Origin of the sequence: Paraburkholderia sp. GAS32 (assembly GCF_050434225.1) — a bacterium.
In the GTDB taxonomy this organism is placed as follows: Bacteria; Pseudomonadota; Gammaproteobacteria; order Burkholderiales; family Burkholderiaceae; genus Paraburkholderia; species Paraburkholderia madseniana.
The window spans coordinates 109,364-127,149 of sequence record NZ_JBNPVS010000029.1 but is presented as its reverse complement, the minus strand read 5'-3'; the positions used below and the strand labels follow the sequence as shown (position 1 = coordinate 127,149).

Sequence of the window (17,786 nt, the reverse complement as noted above, 5' to 3'; positions counted from 1 at the left end):
CAATACCGCTGCAACAAGGCCGGATATAAAGTTGCAGCCCATCCTGTCTGTCTGAACACACGAAAACTGTTGCAAACGGGACGCGTTCATATAAACGTCGCATGGAACGCGGGCAGGGAGTTGGCGGCCGTCACGCGCGGCAGGAGGCCGGTGAAGGTCGCAAGCAACGCGCCGGCGACCGTCACGCCGAGGCTCATCGACAGCATCTGCACCAGCGAAAACAGGCTGTTGCCGCTGCTCGCACCGCCGGTGCCGAGATCCTTGAGCGTGAGCGTGTTCATCGCGGTGAACTGCATCGAGTTGACCGCGCCGAAGAACGCCAGTTGCACGAGCCGCAGCCACAGCGGCTGGCCGGCGCTGGTGAGCGCGAAGCTCGCCATGGTTAGGCCAACCAGCACCGTGTTGACGATCAGCACGCGCCGGTAGCTGTATTTGACGATCAGCGTCGTGACAAGGCGCTTGGCCGCCATGCCCGCAGCCGCCACCGGCAGCATCATCATGCCGGCTTCGAAGGCGCTATAGCCGAGACTCACCTGCAGGAGCAGAGGAATCAGATACGGCATCGCGCCGCTGCCGATCCGTGCGAACAGATTGCCGAGCAGGCCGACGCTGAAGGTGTGGATCTTGAACAGATCGAGCGGGAAGATCGGCGCGGGCTCGCGTACGGCGTGCAAACCGTAGGCGACGAAGCAGGCGAGGCTGAGGATCAGCAGCACCAGCACGGTGGCGTGCTGGATGCCAAACTCCGTGCGGCCGTCGAGCGCGAATGAAATCGCCACCATGCCGAAAATCAGCAGCAGATAGCCTTTCAGATCGAACTTGCCGGTGTGCTCGTTGCGGCTATCCGGCATGAAGATGAATGTGGCGATGCAACCCACGATGCCCACTGGCACGTTGATCAGAAAGATCCAGTGCCACGAAGCGATTTTTACGAGCCAGCCGCCGAGCGTCGGGCCGATCAGCGGTCCGATCAGTCCGGGAATCGCCACGAACGACAAGGCCGGCAAATAGCGTTCCGCCGGAAAGGTACGCAGCACCGCGAGCCGCCCAACGGGCAACAGCATCGCCCCGCCCACGCCTTGCACGATGCGATAGATCACCAGTTGATTCAGGGTATGCGCGTTGGCGCACAGCAGTGAGCCGACCGTGAACACGAGGATCGCGCTGAAGAACACACGCCGCGTACCGAGTTTGTCGGCGAGCCAGCCGGACACCGGGATCATCACCGCCATCGTCAGCGAGTAGGCGATCACCACCGATTGCATACGCAACGGCAACTCGCCGAGGCTCGTCGCCATCGCGGGGAGCGCGGTGTTGACGATCGTGGAGTCGAGCGTCTGCATGAAGAAGCCGGTGGCGACGAGCCACAGCATCACGGTGAGCGAGCGGGCCGAGGGGCCCGAAGTGGCGGCGGGGGCGGCGGGGACGGAGGCGGGCAGGATCGGCGGCGTGGACATGGAGGGCGGCTAGGCGCGCAGGGACGGGCTGGGACTCGCTATTCTAGGGAAAAGCGTGGCCCGGCGCAGCGGCTATGCGTTCAGTGCGAAGGCAAGATGACGAAGTCAGTCCGAGGGAGGCAACGCCACAGCAGCACGGAAAAATGCCTGCGCACGCGGGTCATTGCCGAACGCGGCGTGAATCCTGGTCCACGGGCTCACTTCCATGTTCGGCCGGAAATAGCTGCCGGGCGCCACTGTCACGCCGAGCGGTGCGCCGCATGCCACCAGCCGTTCGGCGTTGTCGACGTGCGGCACACGCGCCCACACGAACTTGCCGCCGACAGGCTTTTCGAACAGATCCCAGCCGGCGTCTTCGAGTGTCTGAATGGTCGAGCCGAGCGCGTCGCGCATGCGGCGGCGCAGTCGTTCCAGATACTTGCGGTACGCGCCGCGCTCCAGCAATGACACGGCGACCGCCTCGGCAAAGCGCGAACCGCCGATGCTCGTCAGCATCTTGATGTCGACCAGATCCTTGATGATCGCGTGGCTCGCCACCACGCAGCCGATCCGCAACGACGACGACAGCGTCTTCGACAAACCGCCCACGTAAATCACATGTTCGAGCTGGTCGAGCGTCGCGAGACGGTCGGTGACGTCGGCCTGGAAGTCGGCGTAGATGTCGTCTTCGATGATCGTGAAACCGTGTTCGCGCGCCAGTTGCAGCAGCCGGAACGCCACCGGCGGCGCGACCGTGGTGCCGGTCGGGTTGTGGAACACCGTGTTGATGAACATCAGCTTCGGCCGATGCACTTGCAACTGTGCCTGCAGCACATCGAGATCGGGGCCGCTGCGGGTGCGCGGAATGCCGATCAGCTTCACGCCGTGCAGTTTCAGCAGACCGTACAGGTTGTAGTAGCCGGGGTCCTCGACGAACATCGTGTCGCCGGCTTTGAGCATGTAACGCATCAGCAGATCGAGCGCCTGGCTCGCGCCGTTGGTGATCAGAATCTGCGAGGCGTCCGCCTGAATCCCCAGTTGACCAATCCGGCCTTGCAGATGTTCGCGCAAGGTCAGATTGCCGAGCGGGGTCGCGTAATCGACCATGCTCGCGATGTCGGTGCGCGACACGTGGCGGATCGCCTGCGCGAGGCTATCCGTGTCGCGCCACGCATCGGGAATGAAGCCGCTGCCGAGCTTGAGCGTCTCAGTTTGGTAGTTGAACTGCTGGAGGATGTGCCCCGATTCGTCCTCGGCGCGGCGCGGGTCCGAGGTGCCCTGGCAATGTGTGCTTGGCGGCTGGCGGTCGGCGACATAGAAGCCCGAGCCGTGACGCGAGTCGACATAGCCGAGCGACACCAGCCGGTCGTAGGCCTCGATCACGGGAAAACGGCTCACGCCGTAGTCGGCGGCGAACTGACGGATCGACGGCAGCTTTGAGCCGGGGTGAGCGGTGCGCGAGCGAATCCAGGCGGTGATGCCTGTGACGATCTGTTCGGTGAGCGGTACGCCGCTCTCCCGATCGAGTTGGATTTCGAGTTTCATGCGGTGCTTTTCCTTCGCCGGGCAGCCAGGGCGCCGGAGCGCCGAGCCGTCGGTGCGGCGCGGGCTGCACGCGCTGATGAAGTGCGGTTGCCGCCAACTGTCCGTTTTTTCGACTGAACAGTTCCGATGAAAGTGTTCGGAACTGTGCATGGGTATTCGATGATCGCACGTCAATAATCAGTACAACAGGAAGTTTCTTTGAAGGAGAAAAGCGATGCGTGAAGTCCGGATTTTCGAAATGGAACATGACGAGCCCGCGGCGGCCTGGCGTGTCGCGCGTCCGTCAGTCTTCAAGGTGATCTCGGGCGAGATCTGGCTGACTGTCGAAGGCGAAAACGGCGATCACTGGCTGGCAACGGGGCAATCGATCGAGTTGCCGCGCGGTGCGCTGGCGTGGGTCAGCGCGGGGCGGGCCGGTGCGCGTTTCGCGCTGGCTAGCGGGTCGGAACGCGCTGCAACGCGGCCGCTGAGCGGTTCGCCGATGTTGAACTGGCTGCCGCGCTGGTTGGGTGTGGCGTGACGGGCAACTGTGGTGGCCATGGCCGCTAAGATGGCAGCGGCTCGTGTCGCTGGCGTGCCTGGTGCCGGATGCATTTGCTTGTGCCCGGCGCAGGCGGTACGTGCCGCATTTGCTTTGCTGCCGGCGTGCGCTGCGCCTCATCCGGCCACCTCAACCTCCCCGATATAGCGCGCGCGTGGCCGGATCAACCGGCCGTCGCGCGTCTGTTCCATTGCGTGAGCGATCCAGCCGACTACCCGGCCGACCGCGAACAGCGTGAACGCGGCCCCGGCCGGCAGGCCGAGTACCCGTTCGATGCTCACGAGCGCAAAGTCGACGGTCGGCTCCGCGCCGGTCGTGTCGCGCACCGTGCGCGCGATCGCCTGCACTTCGCCTAACGGCGAACGGGCCGGCGCACAGTCGGCGAGCATCCCGAGCAGCAGACGCGCGCGCGGATCGCCGTCCGGATAAAGCGGATGACCGAAGCCCGACAGCACCGGCCCATGCGCGCCGTGCTCGTGGCGGGCGAGCCGGTTCGCCAGATAGCGGTCGAGATCGGGTGCGCGTGACGCTTCATCGAGCAGCGCGGCAATCCGTACCGTTTCGCCACCATGTCGCGGGCCGGCCAATGCGGCCAGACCGCCGGCCACGGCGCCGAACAGATGCGTCCCGGTCGACGTGATGCAGCGAACCGTGAAGGTCGATGCATTCAGTTCATGATCCGCGCAGGCCACCAACGCCGCGCGCAACAGCCCCGCTTGCTGACGGTTGCGTATGTTCCACGCCGAAGCCAACTGCTTGTGCAGCGGTTCGTTCGACGGCGCCGCCGAGACCATCGCGGCGGCCAGCAAACGCATGACCGCGCAGGCGGTATCGAGTTGCGCGTCGCGGCCGAGCGCCCATACCCGCGGCATTTGCGCGGCGGCGGCCGGCAGCAGCACGAGCGCGCGGTCGAGCGGCGTGCTGTCGCTCCAGAGCTTGAGCCACGCGGCCCACTGCGCGGCGGCGAACGGGACGGCCGGTGCATCGGCGATACGCCTCGCACTGCATTCCCACAACAACGCCGCGACATCCTCCAGAGATGCCGTGCGCGCCAGTTCCATGGCGTCGTGCCCGCGATACAGCAGGCGGCCGTCGGCCACCAGCGTGATCGACGATTCGAGCACCGGCACGCCCCAGTCCAACACCTTTTGCGCGACCTTGCCGGCGCGCTTGCCGTCTTCCTTGCGCCGGGCGAGCCGCCGCACTTCGCCGGCATCGTAGAGCCGGTGCTTGCCATGCGCATCCGGCGATGAGCTCAGCATGCCGCGGCTGACATACGCATACAGCGTAGGCAGGCTGATACCGAGCGTGGCGGCGGCCTCGGCCGCGGTCAGGGAATGGGAGGGCGGCATGGAAACGCGTAGAAACCGAAGAAATCAATATATATTGATTATCATAATCAAGATTGATTGCGGCAAGGCGAAATTCTAGACTCGGTTCACTTTCCTCCTGTTCCAACTCGAACGAGATGAACGACATGAGCACCATGACGCCTGAACTCGCACTCAAACATATCTGGACGACCGCGCAATGCGACCCGACTGCGCTGCGGTCCGTTTCGCTTCCCGGCACCGATCCGGGTTTGCCATCGGTCTATCGGGTCGGCGCGTTGGCCTCGGCGACCATCGCCGCGAGCGGCCTTGCGGCTGCCGAATACCATCGCTTGCGCACGGGGCGCCGGCAACACGTCACCGTGGAGATGCGGCGCGCGCTGGCTTCGTTTCGCAGCGAGCGCTATCTGCGCATCGACGAGGGTCCGCCTCCCGCTTTGCGCGATCCGGTGATGGGTTTCTACGCGACGCGTGACGGCCGCTGGATTCAACTGCACACCAACTTTCCGCATCATCTTGAGGGCGTGCTGAAGGTGCTCGGCTGCGCGAACGATCGCGCGGCGGTGGCCGAGGCGATTCGCGGCTGGGATGGCGCGACGCTTGACCAGACGCTGGCCGACGCCGGTTTGTGCGCGGCATTGATTCGCACGCCCGACGAGTGGGCCGCGCTCGATCAGTCGAAAGCGATTGCGGGGCTGCCGTTGTTCGAGATCGAGCGCATCGGCGACGCGCCGGTCGAGCCGCCGCGCGGGGCCGGCGCGGAGCGGCCGCTGGCGGGCGTGCGGGTGCTGGATGTGTCGCGCATCATTGCCGGGCCGGTGGCGGGGCGCGCGCTCGCGCAGCATGGCGCCGAGGTGTTGATGGTCAACGGTCCGCACTTGCCGAACATTGCGCCGCTGGTGATCGACAACGGGCGCGGCAAGCGCTCGGCTGTGATCGATTTACGCGATGCAACTGGCCGGGAAACGTTAAATGGCCTCGTTAGCGACGCCGATGTGTTTTTGCAGGCGTATCGACCGGGGGCGCTCACGGCACGCGGGTTCGGTCCCGAGGAGCTGGCGCGAGTGCGGCCGGGGATCGTCTATGTCTCGGTTTGCGCTTATGGGCACAAGGGCCCTTGGGCCGGGCGGCGCGGCTTCGATAGTCTGGTGCAGTCCGCGAGCGGGATTGCTTTTACCGAGCGCGAGGCGGCGGGATGGGATGAGCCGAAGCATCTGCCTTGTCAGGCGTTGGATCACGCGACGGGATATCTGGCTGCGTTCGGCGCGATGGCCGCATTGACGCGGCGAGCCACCGAAGGCGGGAGCTGGCACGTGAGGGTGTCGCTCGCGCAGACCGGACGGTGGTTGCAATCCTTCGGATTGCTTCCCGACGGCTGGAAGGCGCCCGACGTTTCAATCGACGATGTGCGGGATTGTCTGGGAACCGTGCAGTCGGAGTTCGGGCGGGTCCTGGGCGTTCTGCCGGCTGAGCGTCTGGAGGAGACGCCCGCGTATTTTGCGCTGCCACCGGCTCGGATAGGCGCGCACGAGGCGAAATGGGAGTGAAGGTACTGTGATGGCCGCGACGAGCAAAGACCGTGCTTACTTCCTCAGCTCCGCCACGAAATCATAGTAATCGTTGCGGCAGTAGGTATCGGTCAGCTCGATCGCCCGTTGATCCGCCGTGTACCCGACGCGCGTGATCAGCAACAGCGCCTCGTTAGGCGCAATGCTCATCTGCTGCGCGATCTCCTCATTCGCGTTCACCGCGCGAAAATGCTGCAGCGCGCGGACAATCGTCAATCCGCGATTTTCCAGGTACGTGTACAACGAATCGCCAATCGCCTGGGGATCGGGAATCACCGCGGCAGGGAAGGTGGAATTCTCCACCGCCATCACGATGCCGTCGGCGAGGCGCAAGCGGCGCAGCCGGGTCACAGCCGCCGCCGGCGACAAGCCCAGTTGAATCACCTCATCGCGGTTAGCCGGCGAAATTTCTCGCGACAACCACTTCGAACTCGGCGTAAAACCGCGTCGGCGCAGCATTTCGCTGAAACTCGACAGACGCGAAAGCGGATCTTCATAGCGCGGCGTGATGAAGCTGCCCGCGCCTTGAGTGCGGCGGATCAATCCCTGTTCGACCAGCAGGGCAATGGCTTTGCGCGAGGTGATCCGCGATACGCCGAGCGCTTCGGACAGCACGCGCTCGGAGGGCAGCGCCTCGCCCGCGTTCCAACGGTTTTCGTGAATCGCACTGCCGAGCTTGCGAGCGAGTTGCAGGTACAGCGGCGTGTCGTTTTCCGGGTCCGGGCGCAGATCGCGCCAGCGGTCTTCCGAGGCAGAGGTCATGGGGCTCACGCAAGAAGGGCAAGCGGCAATTCTAAGACATCGGCGCGCTCCGTTATAGCGGGCTTTTGCCTGGTGCTCGATCCGATGCTCGTGCAACCGCTAAACTCGTCCCTACGATTTCCGTATCAGGCGCCGCGGATTCGCCTGCGCCACCGCATCGACATGGACGCGTTGCCCTATGTTTAGTCATTTCGAGGAGAAAGCATGACGACCGATATCGCAAGCGTGAGCCTGCCCGACGGCGAGCGTATTCCGAAACTGGGGCAGGGCACCTGGGAGATGGGTGAACAGCCGGCGCGCCGCACCTCGGAGCTCGCCGCGCTGCGCTGTGGCATCGAACTGGGCATGACGCTGATCGACACGGCGGAAATGTACGGCGACGGCGCCACCGAATCGCTTCTCGGAGAAGCGCTCGCGGGGCTGCGCGATCAGGTCTTTCTCGTCAGCAAGGTGTATCCGCATAACGCCAGCCGGCGCGGCGTGATCGCGGCCTGCGAGCAGAGCCTCAAGCGCCTGAAAACCGATCGGCTCGATCTGTATCTGCTGCACTGGCGCGGTTCGGTGCCGCTCGCGGAAACCGTCCAGGCATTCGAGGCATTACGCAGCGCGGGCAAGATTCGCCACTGGGGCGTCAGCAACTTCGATACCGACGATATGGAAGAACTCGTCGCCACGCCGGGCGGCGAGGCGTGCGCGACCAATCAGATTCTCTACAACGTCGCGCGCCGTGGGCCGGAATTCGACCTGTTGCCGTGGCTCGCCGCGCGCAACATGCCGGCGATGGCATACAGTCCGGTCGATCACGCGCGCCTGCCGAAACGCTCGCCGCTCGACGATATCGCCGACGCACGAGGCGTCTCGGTGTTTCAGGTGGCGCTAGCGTGGGTCTTGCAAAAACCCGGCGTGTTTGCAATTCCGAAAGCGGGCCGCGTCGAGCATGTGCGCGACAACCATCGGGCGTCGCAACTGCAACTCGACACGCATGAACTCGCTGCTATCGACACTTATTTCAAACCGCCACGCAGCAAGCGGCCACTCGAAATGCTGTGAGCGCATTAGCTGCCGCTAGCGAATTGCGGCGGGCCGTGGAGCCGGCGCTTATGGCGCTGCGGCTCGCTGCGCCGGCGTCATTAATTGCAACCGTGGTGCATGTGCACGGAACCTAGAACGGCGACTTCAGCGGGCGTGTGCTTGAGCGAATCTTCGTTGACCTGGGCGGCGTCGGCAACGAATTCATCAACGATCGACGACACCTGCGTATTGCGCAAACACAGCGACACCCGCTGCGTTTCGTTGGGCGGCAGTGACGCGCGCTGACCGAGGAACAGCACGCCGTACTGATAGCCGTGGATGATGCCGCGGATCGCGCCGACGCATTGACCTTGTGCGACGTTATCGTTTTTCTGCTTGCAGGTTTGCGCGAGCGAATAGGCGGAGAAGGTGGGATCGACCGGCGGGGCGGCTTGCGATAGGGTTTGCTGCTGCGGCTGGGCAGGCGTAGCCGGTGTTTGCGCCGCAGTTTGCGCATGAGCGAGCGATGCGAGGCCCAGAGCGGCGACCATCAGCAGTCCGGTGGCCGTGCGCGCCATGGAGTGGGGGACGTTTCGTTGCATGTTGTGATGCCCTCATATCGAACGTTGAATCTGATATGAGGCAATCGTTTCGGTTTGGTTCCGGTCACGCACGACGCGATCGATTGTTTTGGTTTTAAACGTGTGCAAGAGCAGGAACTGTCTGTCAGCGCTTTGCGGCGGTGCGTGCTGTTTTGCCGAGCCGCCTGCGGGTGCTGCCGATACCGACCGGCCTCGGGCGGTGACGCTCGACCGGGGGATCGAGACATCACCGCCGCTGCCGGGGGACTGCGAACGGCATACGCATGTCGTTAGCGACGGGTAGGGCGCGGGGGCCCCCTACCCGGGAAACAGGCGACTGCTAGTGCCCGCTTCCTCCGCCATTGCCACCACCGTTACCGCCGCTACCCTTGCCTCCGTGACCGCCGCCGAAGCCTCCGCCAAAGCCGCCGCCGAACCCGCCACCGAAGCCTCCGCCAAAACCACCACCGGGGCCGCCTTTTCCACCGCCGAACCCGCCGCCGGGGCCGCCACCGCAACCGCAGCCGCCGCCGCTGCTGCCGCCGCTGCTTCCGCCACCGCTGCTTCCACCACCGCTGCTTCCGCCGCCGCTACTGCCGCCGCCGCTACTGCCGCCGCCGCTACTGCCGCCGCCGCTACTGCCGCCACCGCTGCTGCCACCGCCGCTGCTTCCACCACCGCTGCTTCCACCACCGCTGCTTCCACCACCGCTACTGCCGCCGCCGCTGCTGCCGCCACCGCTGCTGCCACCGCCGCTGCTACCACCGCCGCTGCTGCCACCACCGCTACTGCCGCCGCCGCTGCTGCCGCCGCCGCCGCTGCTGCCGCCGCCGCTGCTGCCGCCGCCGCTGCTACCACCGCCGCTACTGCCGCCGCCGCTGCTGCCACCGCCGCTGCTGCCACCGCCGCTACTTCCACCACCGCCGCTGCCACCGCCGCTACTTCCACCACCGCCGCTGCCGCCGCCATTACCCTTGCCGCCGCCACTGCCCGAGCCCGCCGCGCCGCCGGCACCATTGCCGCTCGCACCCGCGCCACCGCTGCCTGCGCTCGCCGCGCCGTTGCCGCCGCGATGCTGCTCGCACCCCCCGACACTGGTCCTTGTGCAGTCGCGCGGACTGAACACCAGGGCCGCGTCGTCGGCAGCGGTCGGTTCATCGGGCGCGGTGCCGGTGGCCGCTGCGCCCACCGCTGAACCCTCGTCCTGCGCGATTTGCGTCGCTGCGTGCGCGCCGCTCGCAGGCATTGGCGCATCGGCAACCGTCATCAACTTGGGGACCGCATCCGTCGACGCGGAGTACGCGACCTGGGTTATCAATAAGGCCACCCCTGCCGCGATTGCCGTACTCCGTATAACCACGAAGTAGTACTGATTGAATTTTCTGGTTTTCATCACGTCTCTCCCGAGGGGACGCCGGCACCTCGCTGCCGCCATCCCCCACGCTGATACTTCGACGGTGGGCCTGTCTGAACGCAGGCCTCATCGCCCCCCGAGTCTGTTTTGCGGATGCAAGTCAAACACCATCACTGTCTTCCCGGCACCGTAGCCGGTGCGCCGACAAGCGCTTGCATGCACGTCAGCCGGTACCGTCCGGGTGCGCTGCGTCGCGTATCGCTTCTTGCCACGGCGATTCGCACAAGCGGCGCTTCCGACTCTTTTCCGATCTCTTTGGCTTCGAATGTATGGACGGTACTTAGCGATATCCATGCCACTGCCCGCAAAGCCTTGCGGCGACGGGCGTCGAATAGGGGTGTGCGATGCCCGCGAGGAAAAAACGCAGGAAAATGTTTCGATGATGAAACGCGTGGCCGGAAGGCCGCCTTATTGCGCGTTATTCGTTGCGCGCGGTGTTTTCCGGTGCGTTTTCCGAGCCGCTGCCGGAGACCTTGCCGGTGTTGTCGCGCGCGGCGGATTGCAGCACACGCAGGTCGTCGACGGGGATATGGCAGCGGATGCGATGCGCGGACGGCTGGCCAGCGTCACCGCTGCCGGCTTCGAGGAAGGGCGGGTCTTGCTGCTCGCAGATCGCCCCGAGTTTGCGCGGGCAGCGCGTATGGAATACGCAACCGGACGGCGGCGATGCGGCGCTGGGCAGATCGCCGGACAGCCGTACGCGGGCGGTGTTGCCGCGGGCGTCGAGTGTCGGCACCGAAGACAGAAGCGCTTCGGTGTAGGGATGGTGTGGTCCGCCGAAGACCGCGGCTGCCGGTCCGATCTCCAGAAGCCGGCCGAGGTACAGCACCGCGATGCGATCCGACAGATAGCGCACCACGTGCAGATCATGCGAGATGAACACGTAGCTCACGCCACGCTCGCGTTGCAGATCGGCGAGCAGGTTGAGGATCGCGGCCTGCACGGAGACGTCGAGCGCGGACGTGGGTTCGTCGCAAACCACCACGCGTGGCTCACCGGCAAACGCGCGCGCGATCGCCACGCGTTGCTTGAGTCCGCCGGACAACTGACGCGTGCGCGAGCCGAGATAGCGTTCGGGCAAACGCACCGCCGCTGTCAACGCAGCGAGCCGTTCGTCGATTGCAGCGCCGCGCAGCGCGGCGAGGCGTGACAACGCACGACCGATCAGCCGCTTCACCGAATGCGCGCGATTGAGCGCCGAGTCCGGATTCTGGAACACGATCTGCAGCGACTTGACCTGCTCGTCGTTGCGTCGCGTGACGCGCGCGGCGAGTGGCGTGCCGTCGAGTTCGAGCACGCTGCCCGCATCGGGCGTCAGCAGGCCAAGCATCAATTTCGCGAGCGTCGTCTTGCCGCTGCCGGATTCGCCGACGAGGCCGAGCGTTTCGCCACTGGCGAGATCGATCGAAACGTTGTCGACCGCGCGCAGCGGAGCGCCGGATACGTGGAATGTTTTCGAGAGTTTTTCCGCGCGCAGCACGAGAGCAGGGCGCTCGCCGTCACGCAACGCAACGTCATGCAGGGGCAGTCCTTCCGCGGACGCACGCGGCAGTTCGATCGCGCGTTCGTGGTAATGGCAGCGCGACATCTGATCGCCGTGTGCGGCACTCACGCGATACGGCGGCGGTGCTTCACGGCGGCAGCGGTCGTCGGCGAGTCGGCAACGGTCCGCGTAAATGCAGCCTTGCGTGACCGAGCCGGGCAAGGGCAAATTACCCGCGATGGTGTCGAGCCGCTCGGTGTCCTTGCTGCGTCCCGCGGTCGGCAAGCAGCGCAGCAGTCCAACGGTATAGGGGTGACGTGGCCGCGCGAACACGTCCTGGGTGGCGCCTTCCTCGACCAGCTTGCCTGCGTAAAGAACGCCGACGCGCTCGCACATCCGGCCGATCACCGCGAGGTTGTGGCTGATGAACAGCACCGCGGTGCCGAGTTCTTCGCGCAGTTGCGCCACGAGGTCGAGCACTTCTGCTTCGACGGTGGCGTCGAGGCCTGTGGTCGGTTCGTCGAGAATCAGCAAGGCGGGGTTCGACGCGAGCGCCATGGCGATCACGACACGCTGCTGCATGCCGCCCGACAACTGATGCGGATAGCTGTCCATCACGCGTTCGGGTGAAGCTATGCGCACCCGCTTCAGTATCTCGACCGTGCGCTGCACTGCTTCGTTACGCGAGACACCGGCCGCTTCGAAGGCTTCCGTGACTTGCCGCGCGATCGTCAGTGACGGATTTAATGCGCGCCCGGGATCCTGATAGACCATCGAAATCGCGTTTGCTCGCATCGAGCGCAACGCGTCGGCGTCGAGCTTCTGCACGTCCTGGCCGGCGATGATGATCTTGCCCGCCTTCACCTTGCCGTTTCGTGGCAGATAGCGCAGCGCCGCCATTGCGACCGTCGATTTACCGCAGCCCGATTCCCCGACGAGGCCGTATGCTTCGCCGCGCCGTACGCGAAACGATACGTCCTGCAGCACTTCACGATCACGTCCGCGCATCCGGTACGTGACTGTCAGGCCGACGACAGTCAGCGCATCCGTGCGATCGCTTTTCGACACGTCGAAGGCGGGGAACGAGGCGGGCGGCGGGCCGTTCATCGGTCGAGCACTCCTTGCACGCTATCGGCGATCAGATTCACGCCGACCACGAGCGAGGCGATGGCGCCGGCCGCGAACACCACGGTCCACCATGCGCCACCCGCCATCAGCGTGTACGACTCGGACAGCGCGAGCCCCCAGTCGGCGGAAGGCGGCTGAATGCCGAAGCCGAGAAACGACAGCGTCGCGACCGCGAAAATGGCATACCCGAGCCGCACGGTCGCCTCGACGATGATCGGTGGCAGCACGTTCGGCAGAATCTCCGCGAACATGATGTACGGCGCGCGTTCGCCCCGCAGTTGCGCTGCGGCGACGTAGTCCAGATGCCGTTCGGCGAACACGGCCGCGCGTACTGTGCGCGCGGTGATCGGCGTGAAGGTAATGCCGATCACTAAGATCACGGTGAAGTTCGATGCGCCGACCGCGGCCAGCGCGAGCAACGCGACGATCACGAGCGGCAGCGCGAGCACAGCGTCGATCGCGCGGCCCACGACGTTGTCCACCCAGCCCTCGAAATAGCCGACGATCAAGCCGAGGGCTGTTCCCGCGACCGTGCCGAGCAGGGTCGCCAAAGGCGCAATGGCCAGAATGTCGCGCGCGCCAACAATGACGCGGGAGAACACGTCACGACCGAGCTGATCGGTGCCGAACCAATGCGTGCCATCGGGCGGTGTGAGCGAGTTGAGCGGATCGGATGCGTACGGGTCGATCCGCACGATCCATTGCCCGGCGATCGCGCAGACCACCCACCATCCAACGATCAACACGCCGACCACAAACGTGGGCGAGCGCAGCAGGACGCGCAACTGGTCGAAGCGCGGTTCAGTAGCCGGGCGTGGAGCGGGCGGCGCGGCCGGCGGAACGATGGTGCTCATTCGGCGCTCCTCACTCGTAGTCGCGGATTGAGCAGGATATGCAGTGCATCGGCGACGAGGTTGGCGGCGGTGTAGACCACGCCGATTGTCAGCACGCCCGCTTCGAGCATCGGAAAATCCTTGGCCTTGGCGGCGTTGTAGATCAGCGAGCCGATACCTTGATAGTGGAACAGCGTCTCGACCACCACGAGGCCGCCGATCATGTAGCCGAGCTGCGTGGCGGCGACGGTGATGGTCGGCAGCAGCGCATTGCGCAACACGTGCCGCCAGATCACGGTACGGCGCGGCAAGCCTTTGAGGATTGCCGTGCGGGTGTAGTCCGCATCGAGCGCTTCGACGGTGCCCGCGCGCGCCATTCTCGCGATGTAGCCGAAGAACACCAACACCAGTGGCAGCACCGGCAGAATCAGATACCGCAATTGTTCGAGCGCGCTCGCTTCGGGCGGATACGACGCTTCGATCGGCAACCAACGCAGCCACACGCCGAACACCAGAATCAGCACGATCGACGAGACGAACTCCGGCACCACGGTCGCCGACAAACCGGCGATGCTGATGGTGCGATCGAGCCAGCGTCCCGCGTGCATGGCCGACCACACACCGCCCGCAATGCCGAGCGGCACGACGACGATAAACGCGAGCAGACCGAGCTTGGCCGAATGCGCCAGGGCGTCGGCGATAAACGGCGCAACCGGTTCACGGTACGCATAGGAAAGCCCCATGTCGCCGCGCACGAAATGCGAGATCCACTCGACGTATTGCGTCATGAGCGGCCGGTCCGCACCGAGCTGATGATTGAGCGCGGCGACCGCGCGCGCATCGGCGAGCGGCCCGAGCACGGCGCGGCCAATATCGCCAGGCAGCAACTGGCCGCCCGCGAACACGATTACGGACAGCAGCCACAGCGTAATCAACGACAAACCGACCCGCGTCGCCAGAAACCGCGCGACACGGCCGGCGTTGCCGCTGGGGACCGGAGAGGCGGAAGGGGTCACCGTGGTCGACATTGTGATCTCCTGCCGAAGAAGTGCCGTGCGCTCATGCTTTCAACGCCTTCGCGTCAAACCGCTTTTACGTTCAGACCGCTTTTGCGTCCACGTTACGCGCTCAACACCGCGCGGTCGAAATAGAGTTGCGCGAGCGCGGTGAAGCGCACGCCGTTCACACCCTTACGCATGGCGATCAACTGATCGTAAAAGAACGGAATGATCACGGGCGTTTCGTCGAGCAGCAGCGTCTGGATCTGTCCGGAGATTTTCTTCTGCGTGCCCAAGTCGACTGCCGCGACGAACTGCGCGACCAGTTGATCGTATTGCGGGTTCTTGAAGTGCGCGGCGTTCCACGTGCCGGTGCTGGTGAGCGGCGCGTTCAGAAACACGTTTGGCACGCCGCGATGACCGTAATCGGTGATGCCGAGCGGCGAGTCGAGCCAATCCGATTTGCCAGGTGTGCCCGCGCCGTAGTACAGCGACTGACTCTCCACCTTCAGATTGATGCGCACGCCGATCGCCTTCGCCGCGTTCTGCACGACCACCGCGAGATCGGGAATCTCCATGTACTTCTCGGTGGTCAGCGTGACGTCGAAGCCATTCGGCACGCCCGCTTGCGCAAGCAGTTGCTTCGCCTTCGCGATGTCGATCCTGCGTTGCGCGACGCCTGCATCGGAAGACGGAAATACCGGCGCGAACGGGCTGTCGTTGCCGATTTGCGCACGGCCCTTGAACAGACCGCGCACCAGCACGTCGCGGTCGAGCGACAATGCCAGCGCCTGGCGCACGCGCTTGTCCTTGAACAACGGATTGTCGTTGCGCATATGAATCTGGCGATGCGCGCTCGACTTCACGCCGATTGCCTTGTAATCCGGATTGTTCAGAATGCCAGCGCCGCCCTGCACGGTGAAGGTGCCCATCACGTCGGCCTGGTGGCCTTGCAACGCGAGCATTTGTGCCTGTTCGTCGGCGTAGAACGAGAACTGTACGCGTTGCGGTAACGCTTTGTCGCCCCAGTAGTCCGGATTGCGCACGAACGAGGCGCCGACCTTCGCCTGATACTTTTCGAGCTTGAACGGACCGGTGCCGATGAAGCTCTTTTCATAACCACCCGCATAGTTCGCGGGCAGGATCACGGCGTTGTAATTGTCCGAGGAAACGTAGTACGGGAAGTTGCCGTTCGGTGCATCGAGATGGAAGGCGACCGTGTGTTCGTCGACGACCTTCGCACCGCCTTTCGACAGCACGCCCTTGAGCACCGAGAGCGCCGCCGAACCGCTCGCCGGATCGGCGAGCCGATCGAAGGTGGCGACGACGTCTTTGGCGGTGAATGCCTGGCCGTCGTGGAATTTGACGTTCGGGCGCAGCGTGAAGGTCCACACGTCGCCCTTGTCGTTCGGCTTCCACGACAAGGCAAGCGCCGGCTTCAGCACGAGTTTTTCGCCGTCGTCGTCGATCAGGAATTCGCCGGTCTGATTCAGCAGCGCGAGGCTCGCGGCATCGTTCACGGTGAGCGGATCGACGGCGCCGGCCGGCGTCAGGTGGGCCACGCGGATCGTCTGGTTGGACGGGCTCGGTGCGCCTTGCGCGCGGGCTCGCGGCGCATTCAGCACGCCGCCGCCGGCCAGCGACAAACCGATCACGCTCGCATAGCGCAGCAGATCGCGGCGCGTGATGCGGCCGGCGATGAATTCGTCGATGGCGTGGTTGCCGTAGGCGTCGGCGGTGTGGCGAGCTAGGTCGAGTTCGAGAAATCGGTCCGCGGGAGTCTTCATCGATGGAGTATCCAGTCCGTTCTGCTGTCGGTTCTGAAGGGCCGCGCCAGATGCACGCGACAGGCGACTTTATTGCAATGACGAAAAGCTGCAGCGCGCTGCAGTGCTGAAAAGCGGTTTCAGTGTAAGCGATTGCCCATCGGTTCGGCGCGCTTGCTGCGCGGTCCGGTCGCCGTTTGGCGTATAAAAGGGCCGGCGTGTGTCGTCACGACAACGCTCGGCGGGCTGTCTCGCACGGTTGCGCAAAAGCGCAGGATGCCGCAGCGCGGAAACTGCCGTTGTGTCGTCTCCGCCGTGGAAACCATGCCGGTCTTCTGCGAAGGCACGTTGGATTTACCGTGCAACGATGCCGGCGCGGCGCCAGCGATGGAACAGCACCGAGCCGATCCAGCACGCCATGAAGGTTGCGACGATGCCGTAACCCAGTACGCCGAAGCGTTCGTTGAGACCCGCCACCGCATCCCATACGCCGCCGCTCAAACCGAGTTTGTCCGACAGCAGGCCCAGCGCTTCAACGCCGCCAATGACGATTGCCACCACCGCCGAAACGAACGTGATGCTCGCGTTGTAGTAGAGCTTGCGTTTCGGATCGTCCATGGCCCAGCCGTAGGCGTGGACCATCAGCACGTTGTCGGTCGAATCGACCAGCGTCATGCCCGCGGTGAAGAGCGCCGGGAACACGAGGATCGAATACAGCGGCAGACCTTTGCCGGCTTCGGACGCGGCAATCGCCAGCAGGCCGATCTCGGTCGCGGTGTCGAAGCCGAGACCGAACAGCACGCCGACCGGGTACATGTGCCAGCTTTTCGTCACGAGCCGGAACATCGGCCGCAATGCGCGCGACAGCAGACCGGCGGGCGCGACGCCTGCCGTCGTTTCAGCAGCGAGTTCGCCGCCGCGTTGGACGTGGCGATAGCGGCGCCACACGTCGCGCAGAATCACGAGGTTCACGCACGCCAGCACCAGCAGAAACACTGCCGAGACGACGGTGCCGATCGTGCCGCCGACCGCCTTGAAGGTGTCGAAGCGGCCGTGCAGCGAATGCGCAGTCCACGCAATGCCGATCGTCGCCGCGATCACGATTGTCGAATGGCCCAGCGAAAACGCCAGGCCCACGCCGAGCGGCTGCTTGCCCGCCTGCATCAGCTTGCGCGTAACGGCATCGATCGCCGCGATGTGGTCCGCATCCACTGCGTGGCGCAGACCGAAGCCATACGCGAGCAGCGCGGTGCCGAGCAGCAGCGGATAGTGGCGAAACGCGATCAACGCCCACGCCCAGGCGCCGAGATTGGCGGCGATCAGTACGGCATACAGCGTGATGAGGCGAGGGCGCAGCGAAGCAGTCGACGTCATGAGTTGCGTGATAGA

The 17,786-nt window shown here is 64.9% G+C and carries 13 protein-coding genes and 1 pseudogene; 3 read left to right on the top strand and 11 right to left on the bottom strand.

Features of this window, described 5'->3' with window-relative positions:
• Window positions 1-89 precede the first annotated feature (89 nt).
• A pseudogene (mdtD, locus tag P3T25_RS30200) lies at window positions 90-1,373 on the bottom strand (multidrug transporter subunit MdtD); the annotation flags it as partial.
• A gap of 189 nt (window positions 1,374-1,562) precedes the next feature.
• Window positions 1,563-2,981 (bottom strand): PLP-dependent aminotransferase family protein, encoded by a 1,419-nt coding sequence (locus P3T25_RS30195; RefSeq protein WP_408517364.1) that lies wholly within the window; start codon window positions 2,979-2,981, stop codon window positions 1,563-1,565.
• A gap of 214 nt (window positions 2,982-3,195) precedes the next feature.
• Here P3T25_RS30195 and P3T25_RS30190 point away from each other — a divergent pair, with 214 nt between their 5' ends.
• Window positions 3,196-3,501 carry a DUF2917 domain-containing protein gene (locus P3T25_RS30190; RefSeq protein WP_154567647.1) on the top strand — a complete coding sequence of 102 codons (306 nt, stop codon included), beginning with the start codon at window positions 3,196-3,198 and terminating at the stop codon, window positions 3,499-3,501.
• A gap of 137 nt (window positions 3,502-3,638) precedes the next feature.
• Here P3T25_RS30190 and P3T25_RS30185 read toward each other — a convergent pair whose 3' ends face one another.
• Window positions 3,639-4,874, bottom strand: a complete 1,236-nt coding sequence (locus tag P3T25_RS30185) for a citrate/2-methylcitrate synthase (protein ID WP_154567648.1) — start codon at window positions 4,872-4,874, stop codon at window positions 3,639-3,641.
• A 134-nt stretch (window positions 4,875-5,008) separates the two neighbouring features.
• Here P3T25_RS30185 and P3T25_RS30180 point away from each other — a divergent pair, with 134 nt between their 5' ends.
• A complete protein-coding gene (locus P3T25_RS30180) occupies window positions 5,009-6,400 on the top strand; it encodes a CoA transferase (protein ID WP_429360530.1) in 1,392 nt (463 codons plus the stop codon).
• Window positions 6,401-6,436: 36 nt separating this feature from the next.
• On the opposite strand, the gene P3T25_RS30175 is transcribed toward P3T25_RS30180, so the two are convergent.
• A complete protein-coding gene (locus P3T25_RS30175) occupies window positions 6,437-7,183 on the bottom strand; it encodes a GntR family transcriptional regulator (protein ID WP_115780853.1) in 747 nt (248 codons plus the stop codon).
• Between the two features lie 204 nt (window positions 7,184-7,387).
• Here P3T25_RS30175 and P3T25_RS30170 point away from each other — a divergent pair, with 204 nt between their 5' ends.
• Entirely contained in the window at window positions 7,388-8,233 is an 846-nt protein-coding gene (locus P3T25_RS30170) for an aldo/keto reductase (RefSeq protein WP_266258316.1), read from the top strand.
• 80 nt (window positions 8,234-8,313) lie between these two features.
• On the opposite strand, the gene P3T25_RS30165 is transcribed toward P3T25_RS30170, so the two are convergent.
• From P3T25_RS30165 to P3T25_RS30135, 7 genes are all read right to left on the bottom strand, one after another.
• Window positions 8,314-8,796, bottom strand: coding sequence for a hypothetical protein (locus P3T25_RS30165; RefSeq protein ID WP_408517368.1), 483 nt, complete (start codon window positions 8,794-8,796; stop codon window positions 8,314-8,316).
• A gap of 297 nt (window positions 8,797-9,093) precedes the next feature.
• Entirely contained in the window at window positions 9,094-9,933 is an 840-nt protein-coding gene (locus tag P3T25_RS30160) for a hypothetical protein (protein ID WP_429360521.1), read from the bottom strand.
• A gap of 674 nt (window positions 9,934-10,607) precedes the next feature.
• Complete coding sequence (locus P3T25_RS30155; protein ID WP_154565860.1) at window positions 10,608-12,779, bottom strand: ABC transporter ATP-binding protein; 2,172 nt, start codon at window positions 12,777-12,779, stop codon at window positions 10,608-10,610.
• Window positions 12,776-13,654 carry an ABC transporter permease gene (locus P3T25_RS30150; protein ID WP_429360518.1) on the bottom strand — a complete coding sequence of 293 codons (879 nt, stop codon included), beginning with the start codon at window positions 13,652-13,654 and terminating at the stop codon, window positions 12,776-12,778. The genes P3T25_RS30155 and P3T25_RS30150 overlap by 4 nt, the downstream gene beginning before the upstream one ends.
• The gene (locus P3T25_RS30145; protein ID WP_429360516.1) at window positions 13,651-14,661 is read right to left on the bottom strand and encodes an ABC transporter permease; all 1,011 of its coding nucleotides are present in this window, start codon (window positions 14,659-14,661) and stop codon (window positions 13,651-13,653) included. Before P3T25_RS30145 ends, P3T25_RS30150 begins: the two co-directional genes overlap by 4 nt.
• A 92-nt stretch (window positions 14,662-14,753) precedes the next feature.
• Window positions 14,754-16,418 (bottom strand): ABC transporter substrate-binding protein, encoded by a 1,665-nt coding sequence (locus tag P3T25_RS30140; protein ID WP_154565863.1) that lies wholly within the window; start codon window positions 16,416-16,418, stop codon window positions 14,754-14,756.
• Window positions 16,419-16,751: 333 nt separating this feature from the next.
• Window positions 16,752-17,771: a HoxN/HupN/NixA family nickel/cobalt transporter gene (locus P3T25_RS30135; RefSeq protein WP_429360514.1), complete on the bottom strand. Its 1,020-nt coding sequence runs from the start codon at window positions 17,769-17,771 to the stop codon at window positions 16,752-16,754.
• Window positions 17,772-17,786 lie beyond the last annotated feature (15 nt).

Coding starts and splice junctions, on each gene's coding strand:
- P3T25_RS30180 (WP_429360530.1), top strand. CDS start 5,009: ATGACGCCTGAACTCGCACTCAAACATATCTGGACGACCGCGCAATGC.
- P3T25_RS30145 (WP_429360516.1), bottom strand. CDS start 14,661: ATGTCGACCACGGTGACCCCTTCCGCCTCTCCGGTCCCCAGCGGCAAC.
- P3T25_RS30135 (WP_429360514.1), bottom strand. CDS start 17,771: ATGACGTCGACTGCTTCGCTGCGCCCTCGCCTCATCACGCTGTATGCC.
- P3T25_RS30165 (WP_408517368.1), bottom strand. CDS start 8,796: ATGCAACGAAACGTCCCCCACTCCATGGCGCGCACGGCCACCGGACTG.
- P3T25_RS30150 (WP_429360518.1), bottom strand. CDS start 13,654: ATGAGCACCATCGTTCCGCCGGCCGCGCCGCCCGCTCCACGCCCGGCT.
- P3T25_RS30170 (WP_266258316.1), top strand. CDS start 7,388: ATGACGACCGATATCGCAAGCGTGAGCCTGCCCGACGGCGAGCGTATT.
- P3T25_RS30160 (WP_429360521.1), bottom strand. CDS start 9,933: ATGAACCGACCGCTGCCGACGACGCGGCCCTGGTGTTCAGTCCGCGCG.
- P3T25_RS30140 (WP_154565863.1), bottom strand. CDS start 16,418: ATGAAGACTCCCGCGGACCGATTTCTCGAACTCGACCTAGCTCGCCAC.
- P3T25_RS30175 (WP_115780853.1), bottom strand. CDS start 7,183: ATGACCTCTGCCTCGGAAGACCGCTGGCGCGATCTGCGCCCGGACCCG.
- P3T25_RS30155 (WP_154565860.1), bottom strand. CDS start 12,779: ATGAACGGCCCGCCGCCCGCCTCGTTCCCCGCCTTCGACGTGTCGAAA.
- P3T25_RS30185 (WP_154567648.1), bottom strand. CDS start 4,874: ATGCCGCCCTCCCATTCCCTGACCGCGGCCGAGGCCGCCGCCACGCTC.
- P3T25_RS30190 (WP_154567647.1), top strand. CDS start 3,196: ATGCGTGAAGTCCGGATTTTCGAAATGGAACATGACGAGCCCGCGGCG.
- P3T25_RS30195 (WP_408517364.1), bottom strand. CDS start 2,981: ATGAAACTCGAAATCCAACTCGATCGGGAGAGCGGCGTACCGCTCACC.